General features: G+C 67.8%; 17 protein-coding genes. 13 read left to right on the top strand and 4 right to left on the bottom strand.

Features of this window, described 5'->3' with window-relative positions; translation table 11 throughout:
- Positions 1-3: 3 nt before the first annotated feature.
- Genes A5692_RS22580 through A5692_RS22570 form a run of 3 tightly spaced genes read left to right on the top strand, consistent with a single transcriptional unit; the run spans position 4 to position 2,892 of the window.
- Positions 4-828: a carbohydrate ABC transporter permease gene (locus A5692_RS22580; RefSeq protein WP_369830320.1), complete on the top strand. Its 825-nt coding sequence runs from the start codon at positions 4-6 to the stop codon at positions 826-828.
- A 3-nt stretch (positions 829-831) separates the two neighbouring features.
- Positions 832-1,902 carry an ABC transporter ATP-binding protein gene (locus A5692_RS22575; RefSeq protein WP_068060090.1) on the top strand — a complete coding sequence of 357 codons (1,071 nt, stop codon included), beginning with the start codon at positions 832-834 and terminating at the stop codon, positions 1,900-1,902.
- Positions 1,903-1,914: 12 nt separating this feature from the next.
- A complete protein-coding gene (locus A5692_RS22570) occupies positions 1,915-2,892 on the top strand; it encodes a patatin-like phospholipase family protein (RefSeq protein WP_068060086.1) in 978 nt (325 codons plus the stop codon).
- Positions 2,893-2,916: 24 nt separating this feature from the next.
- Here the strand turns inward: A5692_RS22570 and A5692_RS22565 are convergent, their stop codons facing one another.
- Positions 2,917-3,204: a DUF3349 domain-containing protein gene (locus tag A5692_RS22565; RefSeq protein ID WP_068060084.1), complete on the bottom strand. Its 288-nt coding sequence runs from the start codon at positions 3,202-3,204 to the stop codon at positions 2,917-2,919.
- Between the two features lie 220 nt (positions 3,205-3,424).
- Between A5692_RS22565 and A5692_RS22560 the strand changes: the two genes are divergently transcribed.
- The 10 genes from A5692_RS22560 to A5692_RS28600 all read left to right on the top strand — a co-directional run bounded on the left by A5692_RS22560 (position 3,425) and on the right by A5692_RS28600 (position 11,883).
- A complete protein-coding gene (locus A5692_RS22560; protein ID WP_068060082.1) occupies positions 3,425-4,261 on the top strand; it encodes a DUF3097 domain-containing protein in 837 nt (278 codons plus the stop codon).
- Positions 4,262-4,338: 77 nt separating this feature from the next.
- Positions 4,339-5,520, top strand: coding sequence for an iron uptake system protein EfeO (efeO, locus tag A5692_RS22555; protein ID WP_369830319.1), 1,182 nt, complete (start codon positions 4,339-4,341; stop codon positions 5,518-5,520).
- Complete coding sequence (gene efeB, locus A5692_RS22550) at positions 5,517-6,806, top strand: iron uptake transporter deferrochelatase/peroxidase subunit (RefSeq protein ID WP_068060357.1); 1,290 nt, start codon at positions 5,517-5,519, stop codon at positions 6,804-6,806. Before efeO ends, efeB begins: the two co-directional genes overlap by 4 nt.
- Positions 6,807-6,968: 162 nt before the next feature.
- Positions 6,969-7,493 (top strand): OsmC family protein, encoded by a 525-nt coding sequence (locus tag A5692_RS22545; protein ID WP_068060079.1) that lies wholly within the window; start codon positions 6,969-6,971, stop codon positions 7,491-7,493.
- Positions 7,494-7,509: 16 nt separating this feature from the next.
- The gene (cynS, locus tag A5692_RS22540) at positions 7,510-7,986 is read left to right on the top strand and encodes a cyanase (protein WP_068060076.1); all 477 of its coding nucleotides are present in this window, start codon (positions 7,510-7,512) and stop codon (positions 7,984-7,986) included.
- Positions 7,983-9,050, top strand: coding sequence for an acyl-CoA dehydrogenase family protein (locus A5692_RS22535; RefSeq protein ID WP_068060073.1), 1,068 nt, complete (start codon positions 7,983-7,985; stop codon positions 9,048-9,050). The genes cynS and A5692_RS22535 overlap by 4 nt, the downstream gene beginning before the upstream one ends.
- Before the next feature lie 10 nt (positions 9,051-9,060).
- The gene (locus A5692_RS22530; protein ID WP_068060069.1) at positions 9,061-9,681 is read left to right on the top strand and encodes an RNA polymerase sigma factor; all 621 of its coding nucleotides are present in this window, start codon (positions 9,061-9,063) and stop codon (positions 9,679-9,681) included.
- Positions 9,678-9,947, top strand: a complete 270-nt coding sequence (locus A5692_RS22525) for a hypothetical protein (RefSeq protein ID WP_068060066.1) — start codon at positions 9,678-9,680, stop codon at positions 9,945-9,947. Before A5692_RS22530 ends, A5692_RS22525 begins: the two co-directional genes overlap by 4 nt.
- Entirely contained in the window at positions 9,944-10,855 is a 912-nt protein-coding gene (locus A5692_RS22520; RefSeq protein WP_068060063.1) for a formate/nitrite transporter family protein, read from the top strand. Before A5692_RS22525 ends, A5692_RS22520 begins: the two co-directional genes overlap by 4 nt.
- Positions 10,856-10,992: 137 nt before the next feature.
- Entirely contained in the window at positions 10,993-11,883 is an 891-nt protein-coding gene (locus A5692_RS28600; RefSeq protein ID WP_082963010.1) for a universal stress protein, read from the top strand.
- On the opposite strand, the gene A5692_RS22510 is transcribed toward A5692_RS28600, so the two are convergent.
- Genes A5692_RS22510 through A5692_RS22500 form a run of 3 tightly spaced genes read right to left on the bottom strand, consistent with a single transcriptional unit; the run spans position 11,775 to position 15,486 of the window.
- Positions 11,775-13,412: a bifunctional 3-(3-hydroxy-phenyl)propionate/3-hydroxycinnamic acid hydroxylase gene (locus A5692_RS22510; RefSeq protein WP_068060055.1), complete on the bottom strand. Its 1,638-nt coding sequence runs from the start codon at positions 13,410-13,412 to the stop codon at positions 11,775-11,777. The genes A5692_RS28600 and A5692_RS22510 overlap by 109 nt on opposite strands.
- The gene (locus tag A5692_RS22505; protein WP_068060052.1) at positions 13,409-14,359 is read right to left on the bottom strand and encodes a fumarylacetoacetate hydrolase family protein; all 951 of its coding nucleotides are present in this window, start codon (positions 14,357-14,359) and stop codon (positions 13,409-13,411) included. The genes A5692_RS22510 and A5692_RS22505 overlap by 4 nt, the downstream gene beginning before the upstream one ends.
- Positions 14,356-15,486: a VOC family protein gene (locus A5692_RS22500; RefSeq protein WP_068060350.1), complete on the bottom strand. Its 1,131-nt coding sequence runs from the start codon at positions 15,484-15,486 to the stop codon at positions 14,356-14,358. The genes A5692_RS22505 and A5692_RS22500 overlap by 4 nt, the downstream gene beginning before the upstream one ends.
- Positions 15,487-15,507 lie beyond the last annotated feature (21 nt).

Here is a 15,507-nt window from a genome sequence, read left to right as displayed (position 1 = left end):
CGGTTGTTCACCCGCAATGTCGTTCGTAGCCTGCTGGTCTACACCGCGCTGCTCGCCATCGCCTGGTGCTGGTTGTTCCCGATCGCCTGGGCCGTGTCCGGCTCATTGAAGCGGGAAGGCGAGATCACCGAGCCGAGGCTGCTACCCGCGCACCCGCGGTGGTCCAACTACACCGAGGTGTTCTCGTTGATGCCGTTCGCGCGGATGTTCTTCAACACCGTGCTGTACGCCGGGTGCGTGACCGCCGGGCAGGTGTTCTTCTGCTCGCTGGCCGGATACGCGTTCGCCAGACTGCAATTCCGCGGCCGTGAGACGCTGTTTGTGTTATACCTTGGCACCTTGATGGTGCCGCTGACCGTGACCGTGATCCCGCAGTTCATCCTGATGCGGACCGTCGGGTGGGTCGACACCCCCTGGTCGATGATCGTGCCGGGCTTGTTCGGCAGCGCATTCGGCACCTACCTGATGCGGCAGTTCTTCCGGACGCTTCCCACCGACCTGGAGGAGGCGGCAATACTCGACGGTTGTTCGCCGTGGCAGATCTATTGGCGAATCCTGTTGCCCCACGCCCGCCCCGCGGTGGTGGTGCTGGCTGTGCTCACCTGGGTCAACGTCTGGAACGACTTCCTGTGGCCGCTGCTGATGCTTCAGCGCAACAGCCTGGCCACGCTGACGCTGGGCCTGGTGCGGCTGCGGGGCGAGTATGTCGCGCGCTGGCCGATCATCATGGCGGCTTCGATGGTGATCATGCTGCCGTTGGTCATCATCTATGCGATCGCGCAGCGGTCCTTCGTCAGGGGGATCGCGGTATCGGGACTGAACGGATAACCTGTGGCCTCAGTGAGTTTCGAGCAAGCGACGCGGTGCTACGCCGGGGCCGACCGCCCGGCCCTGGACAGCCTCGACCTGGAGGTCGCCGACGGCGAGTTCGTCGTCCTGGTCGGTCCCTCCGGATGCGGCAAGACCACCTCGCTGCGAATGGTCGCCGGGCTCGAGACGCTGGACTCCGGACGCATCCGGATCGGGGACCGCGACGTCACCACCGTCGACCCCAAGGATCGCGACGTCGCAATGGTGTTCCAGAACTATGCGCTCTACCCACACATGACGGTCGCGCAGAACATGGGCTTCGCCCTCAAGATCGCCAAGACACCGAAGGCCGAGATCCGGGAGCGGGTCCTAGACGCGGCGAGACTGCTTGACCTGCAGCCATATCTGGACCGCAAGCCCAAGGACCTCTCCGGCGGGCAACGCCAACGGGTGGCGATGGGACGCGCGATCGTGCGCCGCCCGCAGGTCTTCCTGATGGACGAACCGCTGTCCAACCTCGATGCCAAACTGCGCGTGCAAACCCGCAATCAGATCGCCGCATTGCAACGGCGGCTCGGCACCACCACCGTCTACGTCACCCATGACCAGGTCGAGGCGATGACCATGGGCGATCGGGTCGCGGTCCTGTGCGACGGTGTGCTGCAACAGTTCGCCGCGCCCCGCGAGCTGTACCGCAACCCGGTCAACGTCTTCGTCGCGGGTTTCATCGGGTCGCCGGCGATGAACCTGTTCACCCTGCCGATCGTCGATTCCGCCGTGTCGCTGGGGGATTGGCCCATCCCGCTACCACGGCAGCTCACCGCCACCGCGAGCGAGGTGGTCGTCGGCGTCCGCCCCGAGCTCCTCGACCACGTCGACCTCCATCTCGACACCCTGGCCGCCCAGTTCGAAATGCTCGGGGCGGACGCCTACCTCTACGGCCGAATCACAGGCTCCGGCAAGGTCATCGATCAGCCCGTCGTCGCGCGTGCCGACGGGCGTCGGCCTCCGGAGAAGGGCAGCCGGGTGCGCCTGCACCCGGAACCGGGGCACCTGCACTTCTTCGGCGTGGACGGCCGGCGAATCTGTTGAGGGGGTGAGGCGATGGAGGCGGCCGTGAGCGTATCCCGCGCCGATCTGGTGTGTGAAGGCGGCGGCGTCCGGGGAATCGGGCTGGTCGGCGCGGTCGATGCGCTCTCCGAGGCCGGCTACCGGTTTCCGCGCGTCGCGGGTAGCAGCGCGGGCTCGGTCGTCGCGTCGCTGGTGGCCGCGCTACAGGTCGCGGGCGAGCCGCTGAGCCGGCTCGCGGAAATCATGCGGACCATCGACTACCGGAAGTTCCTGGATCGCAGCGTGATCGGGGAGGTGCCACTGATCGGTGGGGCACTGTCGCTGTTGATGTCCGACGGTGTCTACCGCGGCGCCTACTTGGAACGGCTGCTCGCCGGCCTGCTCGCTGACTTGGGCGTGCGGACGTTCGGCGACCTGCGCACGGGCGAGGAGCCGGACCAGTTCGCCTGGTCGCTCGTCGTCACGGCCAGTGACCTGTCCCGGCGCCGGCTGGTGCGGATCCCGTGGGACCTCGGCTCCTACGGCATCGACCCCGACGACTTTCCGGTGGCCCGTGCCGTGCACGCCTCGTCGGCGATTCCGTATGTGTTCGAGCCCGTCCGGGTGGGCGGCGCCACCTGGGTCGACGGCGGCCTCCTGTCCGACTTCCCGGTGGAACTGTTCGACCGCCCCGACGCGCAACCGCGATGGCCGACCTTCGGCATCCGGCTGTCCGCGCGTCCCGGCATTCCGCCCACCCACCCGGTCCACGGGCCAGTCTCCTTGGGAATCGCCGCGATCGAGACACTGGTGAGCAACCAGGACAATGCGTACATCGACGATCCGTGCACCGTACGGCGCACCATCTTCGTCCCCGCAGACGAGGTCAGCCCGATCGACTTCGACATCACCGCCGAGCAACGCGACGCCCTCTATCAACGAGGATTGCAGGCGGGCCAACAGTTTCTGCGGACCTGGAGCTACCCGGACTACCTGGCCGCATGCGGCGACCCGGAGAAAGGCGCGCCCTAGCAGGGTCAGATCCCGCGGCGACGACTATCCCCGCGCGCAGCGGATCTCATGCAGACGATGCTCGACCCGCTCGACGTCGGCCGGCAAGGGCAATTGGTTCGTGATCCGGGTGATTTCGACGCCGATGTCAACCGGATTGATCGGCCAGAATTGGCGCCTCATGAGTTTGGTTGCGATGGCCTTGATCTCGTCGTCGCACAGTCGTCGGCGAGCCAAGGCGGCCACGGGCGAGTATCCGGTCGTGGGCATGCCGGCGGGGTAGCCGGCCCGCACGAAAGCCACAATGCTCGACACCCAAAGTGCCAGGTCCATACTCCCACCTCGCTCACCGCCGCGATCGACGAATGAGCGGCAGTTCTTACGACTAGCAACGTAACATCGGCAACGTCATCAGCTCAGTAACGCCACACAGTTAAAACGCATTTTTTACGCGCCGGTATTGCATCGGCGGCACGGGCGATCTCGGTCACGATGCTCCTCGAGCGGGCGTGCCGTAACGCCGTTTGGCCGCAAGGGTTCCTAGTATTGCCGGGTGGCTGATCGCTATGGAACCGATGTCCTTGCCGCCGCGGGCCGGCGCAAGCCCCGCTCGACCGAGCACCCCGCCGAGCCTGGGCTGGTGGTCGAGGACGTGCAATCCGGATACGTCGGTGCGGTGGTACGAGTCGAGTACGGGCGGGTCGATCTCGAAGACCGGCACGGGCACGTGCGCGGCTTCCCTTTGGGCCCAGGCTATTTGCTGGAGGGCCGCCCGGTGATCCTGACGGCGCCGCGCCGTGCGGTGCCCGTCGCCGCCGCGAGGACGGCCTCGGGGTCGGTGGCCGTGCCGGGCGCCCGCGCGCGGGTAGCCCGTGCCAGCCGGATCTATGTGGAGGGTCGCCACGACGCCGAACTCATCGCCCAGGTGTGGGGAGAGGACCTGCGGATCGAGGGGGTCGTCGTCGAGCACCTCGGCGGCGTGGACGACCTGGTGGGCATCGTGGCCGAGTTCGCGCCCGCCCCGGGTCGTCGGCTCGGTGTGCTGGTCGATCACCTCGTCACGGGTTCGAAGGAGGCGAGGATCGCCGACGCGGTGCGGCGCGGACCGGGAGGCAGCGACACCCTGGTGGTCGGCCATCCCTACGTCGACATCTGGCAGGCCGTGAAACCCCAGCGCCTCGGCTTGACCGGCTGGCCGGACGTGCCGCGGCACATCGAGTGGAAGCACGGCGCGTGCCGGGCGCTCGGGTTGCCCCACGCCAATCAGGCCGACATCGCCAGGGCCTGGCGGCATATCCGGTCCCGCGTGCGCGACTGGAATGACCTGGAACCGGCGCTGATCAGTCGCGTCGAGGAACTCATCGATTTTGTGACGCAGCCGTCCCCGTGACGCCGCGGGATCGCACCGAGCCGGGATCGCGGCCCTGGTATCGCCAGTGTTGTTTCCCCGCAACAGCAGTGGCCCTGATGGCGGCGTGCTGTGTGATCGCCTGCGGTCATCCGGGTGGTAATGCGGAGCGCCCGGGAGGCGGGAAATCCGGCGGCGTCAATGCGGTGAACGTCACCATGGCCAGCGTCGGCGGCAAAGAGGTGTGCGCGCTGGACAACGACACCGTGTCGGCCGGCCCGGTGACGTTCACGCTCGCCAACACGAACGCACCGGGGATCAGTGAGGTCGAATTGCTCTCCGACCAGCGGATCGTCGGCGAGAAAGAGGACCTCGCTCCCGGACTGGACCCGGTCTCGTTCACCGTCACCCTCGACGGTGGTTCGTACGAACTGTATTGCCCCGGCGCCAGCCGCGAACACCAGGCCTTGACGGTGACGGGCCGGGCGGCAGCGAGGCCGGCGGGCGCCGTCGCGGGCATCCTCAACCAGGGCACCAAGGACTACGCGGCATACATCATCAAGCAGATCGGTGAGCTCGGCGACGGGGTCAAGGCGCTCGACGCCGCCGTGCGGTCGGGCAACGTTGACGCCGCGAAGGCCGCATACGCCAAAGCCAGGCTCTTCTGGGAGCGTTCGGAGTCAGCGGTTGGCGGATTCATCGTGTTGGGCTTCCCGGCCGGCGACAATGCCGGGAAATTCGACTATCTGATCGACATGCGCGAGTCCACCCCCGTCGATGCGAAAGTCGGCTGGAAGGGTTTCCACGCCATCGAACGTGACCTGTGGCAGGGCGGGGCGATCACCCCCGCCACAATGAATCTCAGCACCGAATTGGTCGACAACGTCGTCAAGTTGAACGCAGTCGTCGCGCTCCTGCAGTATCAGCCCGAGGACCTGGCCAACGGTGCCAGCGACCTGATCGAAGAGATCCAGAACACCAAGATCACCGGCGAGGAGGAGGCGTTCAGCCACCTCGACTTGGTGGACTTTTCGGGCAATGTGGAGGGCGCCCAGCAGGCATACGCTTCGCTGAGGCCGGGCCTGGAGAAAATCGACGGCAACCTGGTCGGCCGGATCGACCAGCAATTCCGCACGGTGCTGACCACGTTGGCCGGGTACCGCGAGCCCAACGCCCTGGGCGGGTTCCGGACGTACACCGCCGCACTGAAGGCGACCGACGCGCCGAAGTTGACCGCGGTCATCCAGCCGCTGCACCAAAGCCTGTCGGCGGTCGCCCAGAAAGTCGCCGCTGCGGGCTGACCGTGACCGACGACATCGCCGAGCCCGCAGAAGCCGCATCGGTTTCGCGCCGGCGCGTGCTCGGCGGCGCCGCGCTGGCCGGGCTTACCGGCACCGCGGCCGGCGGCCTTGCGGGCTACGCGATGGCGGCCGGACGCCCCGGCGACGGCTCGGGCGGCGGGGACGACAACGTCGACCTGCGGCGTAGCTATCCGTTCTACGGCCAGCCGCATCAGGGCGGAATCGCCACGCCCCCACAGCGTTACGCCATGTTCATGTCCGTCTCGCTGGCCGCCAGCGCCGGGCGCACCGAGTTGCAGACCCTCCTCGCGCGCTGGTCCGCCGCGGCCGCGATCCTGCAGGAGGGCAGGCCGGTCGGCACCATCGAGCCGCGGGTCGAAGTCCAGCCACCGGCCGACACGGGAGAGGCCTACGGACTGAGCCCGGCCGGTCTCACCGTCACCATCGGATTGGGGCCGTCGCTGTTCGGCGATCGGTTCGGGCTCGCCGCGCGGCGGCCCGCGGTCTTCACCGATCTGCCCCCGCTCAACGGAGACAACCTGGACCCTCGGCTGCGCGGCGGCGACCTGTCCGTGCAAGCGTGCGCCGACGACCCCCAGGTCTGCTATCACGCCGTGCGCAACCTGGCCCGGCTGGGCCGCAACATCGTCTCACCGTCCTGGTCGGTGCTGGGATTCGGCCGAGCATCGGCCGGTCCCGGCCAGCGCACCCCGCGAAATCTTCTGGGATTCAAGGACGGGACCCGCAACATCGCCACCGACGCGGAGTACGACCGCTTCGTCTGGGTCCACGACAACGACCAGCCGTGGATGAACGGCGGGACGTATCAAGTGGTGCGGAAGGTCCGGATGCTGCTCGAAACTTGGGATGTCGACCGCATCGGCAATCAGCAGCGGATCTTCGGCCGCACCAAAGAGGAGGGTGCGCCGCTGAGCGGCAAGGGCGAATTCGACGCACCCAACTTCGCCGCCAGGGGGGCCGACGGGCATCCGCTCATCGACCCGATGTCCCACGTCGCCCTGGCCGCCCGGGAAAACAATGACGGCATCATGATCCGGCGGCGCTCCTACAACTACGCCGACGGCCTCGATCCCAACGGCCAGCTCGACGCCGGCCTGCTGTTCATCTCGTATCAAAAAGATCCGCAAGATTTTATTCGCCTGCAGAACCGGCTGGGCGCCCACGACTTGCTCAACGAGTACATCCGCCACATCGGCTCGGCAATCTTCGCGGTGCCGCCCGCGCCCGCGGAAGGCCACTACATCGCGCAAGGCCTGTTCGGCTGAGCAAATCTTCCCGGCGGTGTCCCGGCGTTGGACGGCGCCACGTTTCGGCTGTGTGATGTTTCGTGTCGCCCACGTAAACCAATCGGGTCCACCGTCACACATCGGCCGCCGCAGAGCACTAACTCCGTGAAGCCGCAGAATCAGCGAAACGGAGGAAGTCACATGACCGACGCGCTCGTCATCGACGCCGAAGGCTTGGACAAGCTGTCGTGCAACGCCAGGGCGAACCCGGAGACGGGGAAGAAAACCCTGAAGGCCAAGACGGTGTGCGAGACCGGGTTCCGCAACATGACCTACGTCCGCGACCTGGCGCCGATGCTAGTGGGCGAGCCGCCCGCGCTGCTCGGCGACGACTCCGCACCCAACCCTTCCGAAACGGCCCTGGCCGCGCTGGGTTCGTGCGTCTCGGTGGGCTTGCTGGCGAACGCGACCCACCGCGGCGTGACGCTGACCAAGATCGAGGTCGAGATGGAAGGCGACATCGACATCTCCGCGGTGTGGGGGGTGGGGGACACTCCCGAGGGAAAGCGCCTCGGCTTCAGCGCGGTTCGCTGCAGGGTGACGCTGGCCGGAGACGCCGACGACGCGATCCTCAAGGAGATCCACGACAATGCGATCGCCTGGTCACCCGTGGTGAACACCTTCCGCAACCCGGTGAGCGTCGACTCCACCCTGTTCACCGGATAGGCACGGAAAACGGGCTATGGCAACCACGTTGACGAAGGCCGATCTCGGCCATGCCATCAGGCTGGCCCGCGTCAAGCGAGGGCTGAGCTGGGCGAAAATCGCCGAATCGATCGGCAAGGACCCGGTGTGGACCGTGGCGGCGCTCCTCGGGCAGCATCCGCTCCCCGCCGGTGACGCGGCAACGGTCGCATCGCTACTCGGCCTCGACGACGAGGCGGTGGCGGTCTTGCAAATGATGCCGTATCGGGGCTCCGATGCGACCATGACAACAGATCCCACGATCTACCGGTTCCACGAGGCGCTGGCCGTCTACGGCCCGGCGATCAAGGAACTCATCAGTGAAGAATTCGGTGACGGCATCATGAGCGCCATCAACTTCCAGATGAGCGTGCGGCGGCGGCCGCATCCCGAAGGCGACAGAGTGGTCGTCACTTTCGACGGCAAATTCCTCGACTACGCGTGGAAGCACTCGGCCCAGGAGGTATCGAGATGACGGCGACGATGGACCCGGCAGCGAGCCGGTTGGATGTCGAACTGCTGGAAGACATCCGGGCCCACGCCGGGGCGCTGGACCGCGGCGAGCACCAGGCTCGCCGCAGCTTCACCGCCTTGGGTGCGGCCGGTCTGCTAGGGGTCGGCGCCCCCGGCAACGCCGACGGCGGGTTGCCCGACATGGCCGAGGTGATCCGCTCGATCTCCGGCGAATGCATGAGCACCGGCTTCTCACTCTGGGCCCATCGGATGGCGGTCGAGTATTTGCTCACGGCGGCAACGCCGTTCAGTGCTGCGGCGGCCCGGCCGCTGCTTGCCGGAACCACGCTCGGGGTGACCGGCATGGCTTCGGCGTTCAAAGAGGCGGCGGGCTGTGGAAGTTTGGAGTTGACGGCCGCGCCGGTCGACGGGGGCTACTCGGTTTCCGGATCGATCAGGTGGGCGAGCAACCTCTATCCGGACTCGACGATGGTGACCGCGGTGCGCACCGTCGCGGGCGAGAGGCTGATCGTGGCCCTGCCGCTGAATACGCCCGGCGTCGCGGTCGGTGATCATTTCGACCTGCTGGCAATGGGTAGCACCGCCTCGTCGTACCTGAAGCTGGCGGACGCCTACGTCCCCTCGGGCCAGGTGTTGGCGACCGACTTCGACGGTTTCCTGCAGGCGGTCCGTCCGACGTTCCTCGTCCTGCAGTCGGCCATGTGCCTGGGGCTGACCAGAACCGCGGTGGAGCAGGCCAGGAACGGCCTCAGCGGGGTGAATTCGGTCTTCAGTGCCCAAGTCGACCAGGTCGAGGAGAAGCTCGTCGACGCGGAGGCGGCAGTGGCGGATCTGGCCGCCGCGGTGGGCGGGGACGAGGCGCCCACCAAGCGAGAGCTGTTGTCGCTGCGGCTCGTCGCAGCCGAACTCGCCAGCGCCAGTGCGGATCTCGAGGTCCGGACCGCCGGCGGCAAGGGGTATGCGAGCAGGACATCGGCGAGCCGCCGCTACCGGGAGGCGGCGTTCATCCCGGTCCAGTCCCCGTCCGAGGGCCAGCTGCGCTGGGAACTGGCCGCATGCGCTTGAGTGCGAGACCATGGTGACCCCGGTGGCGGTGCCGCCGGGGGGCACCGAATCCGATCGCGTCGTCGGCGGCGTGCCGCTTGCGAACCTGGTGCGCGACTTTCACCGGCCGATGGTGAATTTCGCCCGCACCATGGTGGATTCGCCGACGGTGGCCGAAGAAGCCGTGCAGGAGGCCTGGGTGCAGGTCCTGCAGTCGGCGGAGTCCTTCGAGGGCCGCTCCTCGGTCGCCACGTGGTTGTTCGCGATCGTCAAGAACACCGCATCGCGGCACCGGCGCCGCGAATCCCGCATCCGCGACCACGAGGTGCTGTCCGCGGAGGATGTCGACCCGTTGGCGGGCCGCATGCATCCCGCCGGCCATCCCGACGCCGGACATTGGAGCGTCCCTCCGTCCCGGCGCTTCCTGCCCGCGGACCACACCGTCGAGAACGAGCTCGTCGGGCAGGTGCGTGCGGCGCTGGACGCGCTGCCGGCTCGGCAGCGGCAACTGGTCATCCTGCGGGACATCGTCGGCGCCTCCGCGGAGGAGGCGGCCGAGCTGCTCGAGCTGACCGCTGAAGGGCAACGCGCGCTGCTGTACCGCGCACGCGGCAATCTGCGCAACGAATTGGAAAAGCGGTATCGCCGATGACAGTCCACGACAACACCGTTCCCGCCATCGACTGCGTCGAGTTCGTCCACCTCGTCGGCGAACTCGTCGACTCCGATCCCCGGCAATGGGGCCCGATCGTCGCCAAGCACCTCGACGAATGCCCCCCGTGCCTGATCTACCTGCAGCAGATGGTTGACCTGAAGATCCTGCTCGGCCACGTTTTCGAGGGCGAGACGCTCAGTGAGGAGCATGTCAGCGGGGTCATCAACGCGCTCAACGCATTACGGAAAGGCGAACCCCGATGACCATCAATGCGCAAGCGCCCCAGTGGGAAGGCGAAGTGCCGCCAACCGCCTTCGCTCCCTTTCCCCCCGGGGCCACGACGGAGGTCGCGGCCGGCGACCCATTCGAGCCGCTCAGCGTGGGCGCCATGGTGGACCGCGTGGCCGCCATGGCCGTCGAGAAGGCGACGCACCCGTGGGCGTTCCTGGTCCGCTCCCTGGTCGGCGGGGCGATGGTCGCGTTCGGGGCCCTGCTGGCGTTGATGGTGAGCACCGGAGTCAAGATCCCGGGCGTTGCGAGCCTGTTGATGGGCCTGGCGTTCGGCATGTCCTTCGTGCTGATCCTGGTCTCCGGCATGTCGCTGATCACCGCCGACATGGCCGCCGGTTTCCTGGCTGTCCTCAACCGCAGCATGAGCGTCGGCGGTTACGCCTTCCTGGTGATCGTCGGCCTGATCGGCAACGTCCTGGGGGCGCTGGCGTTCGTCACCGTCTGCGGCGCCGCGGGAGGACCCTACCTGGGCGCCTTCGCCGAGCGGGCGGCCGCGGTCGGTGCGCAGAAGGCCGGCCAGCCCTTCTGGACGGCGCTGCTGCTGGCCGTGGTGTGCACCTGGTTCCTGCAGACCTCGATGTGCATGTTCTTCAAGGCCCGCAGCGACGTCGCCCGCATGACGTTCGCGTTCTACGGGCCGTTCGCATTCGTGATCGGCGGCACCCAGCACGTGATCGCCAACGTCGGCTTCCTTGGTCTTCCCCTGCTGCTCAACCTGTTTCACCCGGCCGCGCCGCGAGCCGGCATCGGTTGGGGCTTCGGTCCACACGGCCTGCTCACCAACCTCGGCATCACCACCGTGGGCAACCTGGTCGGCGGCACCCTGTTCGTGGCGCTGCCGTTCTGGGTTATCGCGCAGTTACAGCGGCACCGCAGCTAGCCGCCGTGTGATCATGGCGTTACGGCCGCCTTGACGGGTGGCGGCAACAGCCCTCCGTCCCGCGGGTTAGGGACTTAAGCCTCACGACCGGGACCCTCGCGGGTTTATAACGTCGCTGGTGATGGAGGGAGAACGAAATGTCAGCACCTGACCAGCACCGCGGCATCGTCGTCGCGGTCGACGGCTCGCCGGCATCGAACGCCGCCGCGATCTGGGCCGCCCACGAAGCTTCACTGCGCAATGTTCCACTGACCGTCGTCCACGCGGTGACCACACCCACCGCCACCTGGCCGCCGGTCCCATACCCCGACTCTCTGGCGGTGCGGCTGGAAGACGAAGGCAAAAAGGCGATCATGCACGCGATCAAGCTCGCCGAGGAGACATTTCCGGCGGGCGGACACGTCACCATCAACCGGGAACTCGTGTACTCCAGCCCGGCGCTGGCCCTGATTAAGATGTCCGACGAGGCTGAGATGATCGTCGTGGGCACGGCCGGACGGGGATTGCTGGCCCGCGGCGTGCTCGGTTCGGTCAGTTCGACGGTCGTGCGGCACGCGCATTGCCCGGTCGCGGTCGTCCATGCCGACGGTCAACCGGCGGCGCAAGACGCGCCGGTAGTGGTCGGGGTCGACGGCTCACCGGCTTCCGAGCTCGCGATCGGAGTCGCGTTCGACGAAGCCTCCCGGCGCGGTGTCGGCCTGACGGCCCTGCACGCCTGGAGCGACATCGCGATCACCGATCTCCCGGAAGCGGATTGGTCATCCCTGGAAGCCGAGGCGCATCGCAGCCTGGCCGAGAACTTGGCGGGCTGGCAGGAACGCTACCCCGACGTGACGGTGCAGCGATTGGTCGTGCGGGATCAACCGGCCCGGCAGCTCGCCGAAAAGTCCGAGACGGCACAGCTTCTGGTCGTCGGTAGTCACGGGCGCGGCGGTCTGACGGGTGTGTTGTTGGGATCGGTCAGCAACGCCGTCCTGCACTCGGTTCGGATACCGGTGATCGTCGCGCGGCCACCGGCGTCCGCCTGATCTACACCGGGCGAGACGACCGTCGCGGTCCACGCGCAAAGGGCGGCGATGTCGCGTCCGGCGCGCGCTACGGTGCGGTCGGGGCGCACCACTGCAGCGGTGGCATGGCCTCGGTGTAGCCATGCCGCCAGCGGGCTGCCGGGTTCGGCGACCAGCACGGTGACGTTGCGCCGCCGCAGCGCCGCCTCATCGGGGGAACCGGGGCGCGCGGTGCTGATCAACGCGAAACCGGTGCCAAGCGCGTCGTCCAGCCGTTGACCTTGGCCGAGCGGCGCATTCGGGCACAGCGTGCCGGCGAGCCTGCGCGGTTTCCGGGATGTGTGCACCAAGGCGGAACGGTGCAGTGCCGGCGTTGTCGAGTCCACCACCTTGTCGCGCAGTCCGGGGATGAGCCGCAGCCGCGGCAACACCGCCCGGCGGGCCGCATTGCCCAGGCGGCCCCCGCCGGTCATCGCCCAACCGACCGCCAGCGCCAGCCGAATCATGGATCGGGTATGCGGTTTGCGTTCCCGCTCATAGGTTTCCAGGACGCTCGGCGCCAGCGCGCCGTGGTGGACCCCGGCGATCTTCCAGGCCAGGTTGGCCGCGTCGCGCAAACCCGCTCCCATGCCCTGGCCGATGAACGGGGGAGTGAGGTGTGCCGCGTCGCCGAGGATGAACACGTTTCCGCGGCGCCAGCGGTCGGCGATCTGCGCGCGGAATGTGTATTCGGCGACGCGCACCAGAGTCAGCTCGCCGACGGGCACGGTGCTGGTCCACGGCTTGATCAACGGCCGCAATCGGTCCAGGGTGCCGAAATCGTCCGCGGACTCGCCGTCCAGCAACTGGAATTCCCACCGGTAGCGGGCCGGCCCGATGCGCATGTAGGTCCCCGCGCGATTCGGGTCGCACAACTGGTGGACCCCGTCCCACTGGCCCAGGTCGGCGTCACTGGCGACGTCGACTACCAGCCAGCGCTGCTGAAAGTTCAAGTCGCGCATGACCGAACCGATGCTCGCGCGCACCATGCTGTTGGCGCCGTCGCAGCCCAGCAGGTAGTCGGCGTCGACCTGGTGCAGCCCGCCGTCGGAGCGGTCGGTGAACGTGACCCGAATGCGCGTCCCGTCCGTCACGACGTCGGTGACTTCGGCGTTCCCCCGGAGCTCGGCGTGCGGGTGGCGCTCGAGATTGGCCCGCAGCAGGGCCTCCAATTCCGGCTGGTCGAACATGTTGGCCGGCGGGAAGCCGTGCACATTGTGCCCGGGGTCGCGGTCGAACTCGGCGAGCGTCCGAAACCGGCTGTCCACCAACCGCAGGCCCAGTGTCGGCCGCGATACCGCGGCGAATTCGTCGGCCAGCCCGAGGCGGGCGATGATGCGATAGATCTCGTCGTCCAGGTGCACGGCGCGGGGCTGCGGATACACGCCGGGCCAGCGGTCGAGCACCAGGCAGTCCACGCCGTACTGGGCCAGCAGCGTGGCCGCGGTGACGCCGGTCGGTCCGGCGCCGACGATGACGACGGGGACCCGCCGGGTGGCCGGAGTCGTCACGCGAATCGGACTGCGGTGCGCTGCGTTCCGAGGTCGATGGCCCCGTCGTCGGTCGCCACGGACGCTTCGACGACGTCACCGTCACGCAGGTAGTTCCGGTTGGCGGCCTGGCGGGAGAAGAACACCTTCCATTTGAGCGCCGGCGGCAACAGGTTTCCGATGACCTGCACGGGCCTCGGCGGGGCGCTCAGCGCGGTGCCGGCCGGGGTACCGGTGAGCACCAGGTCACCCGGGGCGAGTTCCTGGAACTGGGTGAGCGACTGCAGTGCCTGCAGGGGCCCGTAGAGCATGTCGCCCTGGACGAGCGCGTTTTGGCGTTCCTGGCCATTGACGCTCAGGCGCAGTCGCAAATCACCGAAGCGCTTGAGCTCGTCGGCGGTGAGCAGGACGAGTTCCGGCCCGACCGGCGTGAAGGTCGGATACGACTTCGCCTCGTAGAACTGGGTTTGCGGGAGCTGGATGTCACGCGCGGAGACGTCGTTGGTGACGACCAAGCCGGCGAGGACATCGCTCAGGTTTTCCTCGGAGATGGCGGTGCCGACCGGGACCCCGCGGCCGATCACCAGCCCGACCTCCACCTCGTAGTCCAGCAGCCGGACGTGCGGGGGTTTGACGATGTCGTCGAAAGGCCCGTTGATGGAGGCCGACGCCTTGCGGAAGAAGGTCAGCGGGATCGATGCCGGGTCCATACCCGCGTCTTTGACGTGCGATGCGTAGTTGGTCATCTGGGCGATCACCCGGCAGGGCCGGGTCACCGGCGACACCAACTTGAGGGTATCGACGGGCACGGTATCGGTGCTGGCGGCCGCGTTCTCGATGGCGGTGCGGTCGGCCAGCAGCGCGGCGGTGGTTGTTGCGGTGGTGTCGATCTTCGCCGCGCCGCGGGTGGTCTTGAGCCACCATGCGTGGCCGGTTTCAGAGGCGGTGTGTAGCACGGAAAGGGTCATGAGGTGGGAACTTTCAGTAGGCCGATCAGGCGGTTGACATCGAACTCGTTCTGCGCTCGGAGCGCGGTGATCATCGAAACCACTTCCCGGCGGGCCGATTTCGGGCCAGTGCCGAGAAAATCTCTGGTTGCCGGCGGTCCCCACTGGGCCAAACCGGACGCGGTGAAGGGCGCCCAGCCGGGGTCCAGCGTGTTGTCGAACAGGTCACCATCGGTGAAGTGCTCGAACAAATAGCCGTCGGGATCGCGCCAATAGTCGAAGATCTGACTGCCCTGGATGTGCCTGCCGATCCCCCAGGACCGGGAAAAGCCCTGGGCCCCAAGGTATTCACCGCCGGCGGCGAGCGCGTCGAGATCGCTGACCTGATATGCCGAATGGACGTAGCGGTTGGCCGGGCCGAGGGCCATCGCCAGGGTGTGGTGGTCGGCCGGTGTCGACCCGCGGTCGCACCGGATGAAACTCATCGTCGGCCCTCGGTCGCGCTGGCCGGGAAAGTACAGAAAGTCGCTGACGATCATGCCCAGGTTGTCCAGGTACCAGTTCAGCGTCTCGACGTACTTGGTCGACTGCACCACCAGATGGCCCAGGCGCTGCACCTGCGCGGGCGCCCGGGGGGGCCGCTGGCCGGCGTTGACGCGCCGGACCTCGCATCCGAAATTGAACTGGTGGACTTGTTGGCCGGGCAGCTCCGGGAGTTCGTGCACCCCGGCGACCACGCGGACCGGCATGCCGCTGGGGTCGATCAACGCGACCGACACCCCGCCGATGGTCTCCGGCAGCGGTTCGACGGGCGCGCCGACGCTGTCCGCCAGTCGGAGCACGTCGGCCTCGTCGCACGCCCGAAAAGCCACACCCGTGAAGCGGTTGCTCGGGCCGCGGCGCAGGATGACGCACGGCGCGCCTTCCCGGGTCCCGCGCAGCTGCAGTTCGTCAGGGCGGTGCTGCGCCGTGTGGAAGCCGAACGCCCGCGCGAACGCCTCCGCCCGCGTCAGGTCCGGCCGCTCGAACTCCAGCCATGCGATGTCGGCGACTTTGATCACCGGGTTGCGGGCCCGGCCGGGATGTTCGCCGCGCTGCGGACCCTGTTCGCTGTGCGCCTGTGCACGGGCATTCTTCGTCAGATGCATGACCACTCCATCGAGTAACTG

The sequence above is a fragment of the Mycobacterium sp. E342 genome (assembly GCF_001667665.1).
Taxonomy (GTDB): domain Bacteria; phylum Actinomycetota; class Actinomycetes; order Mycobacteriales; family Mycobacteriaceae; genus Mycobacterium.
This window is presented reverse-complemented; position numbering and strand designations above follow the sequence as displayed.

What these genes read in the sequence shown, in the direction of transcription:
- efeO (WP_369830319.1), top strand. Translation starts at nt 4,339, where the DNA reads ATGGCGGCGTGCTGTGTGATCGCCTGCGGTCATCCGGGTGGTAATGCG.
- A5692_RS22525 (WP_068060066.1), top strand. Translation starts at nt 9,678, where the DNA reads ATGACAGTCCACGACAACACCGTTCCCGCCATCGACTGCGTCGAGTTC.
- A5692_RS22505 (WP_068060052.1), bottom strand. Translation starts at nt 14,359, where the DNA reads ATGACCCTTTCCGTGCTACACACCGCCTCTGAAACCGGCCACGCATGG.
- A5692_RS22565 (WP_068060084.1), bottom strand. Translation starts at nt 3,204, where the DNA reads ATGGACCTGGCACTTTGGGTGTCGAGCATTGTGGCTTTCGTGCGGGCC.
- A5692_RS22500 (WP_068060350.1), bottom strand. Translation starts at nt 15,486, where the DNA reads ATGCATCTGACGAAGAATGCCCGTGCACAGGCGCACAGCGAACAGGGT.
- cynS (WP_068060076.1), top strand. Translation starts at nt 7,510, where the DNA reads ATGGCAACCACGTTGACGAAGGCCGATCTCGGCCATGCCATCAGGCTG.
- A5692_RS22530 (WP_068060069.1), top strand. Translation starts at nt 9,061, where the DNA reads ATGGTGACCCCGGTGGCGGTGCCGCCGGGGGGCACCGAATCCGATCGC.
- A5692_RS22570 (WP_068060086.1), top strand. Translation starts at nt 1,915, where the DNA reads ATGGAGGCGGCCGTGAGCGTATCCCGCGCCGATCTGGTGTGTGAAGGC.
- A5692_RS28600 (WP_082963010.1), top strand. Translation starts at nt 10,993, where the DNA reads ATGTCAGCACCTGACCAGCACCGCGGCATCGTCGTCGCGGTCGACGGC.
- A5692_RS22535 (WP_068060073.1), top strand. Translation starts at nt 7,983, where the DNA reads ATGACGGCGACGATGGACCCGGCAGCGAGCCGGTTGGATGTCGAACTG.
- A5692_RS22520 (WP_068060063.1), top strand. Translation starts at nt 9,944, where the DNA reads ATGACCATCAATGCGCAAGCGCCCCAGTGGGAAGGCGAAGTGCCGCCA.
- A5692_RS22545 (WP_068060079.1), top strand. Translation starts at nt 6,969, where the DNA reads ATGACCGACGCGCTCGTCATCGACGCCGAAGGCTTGGACAAGCTGTCG.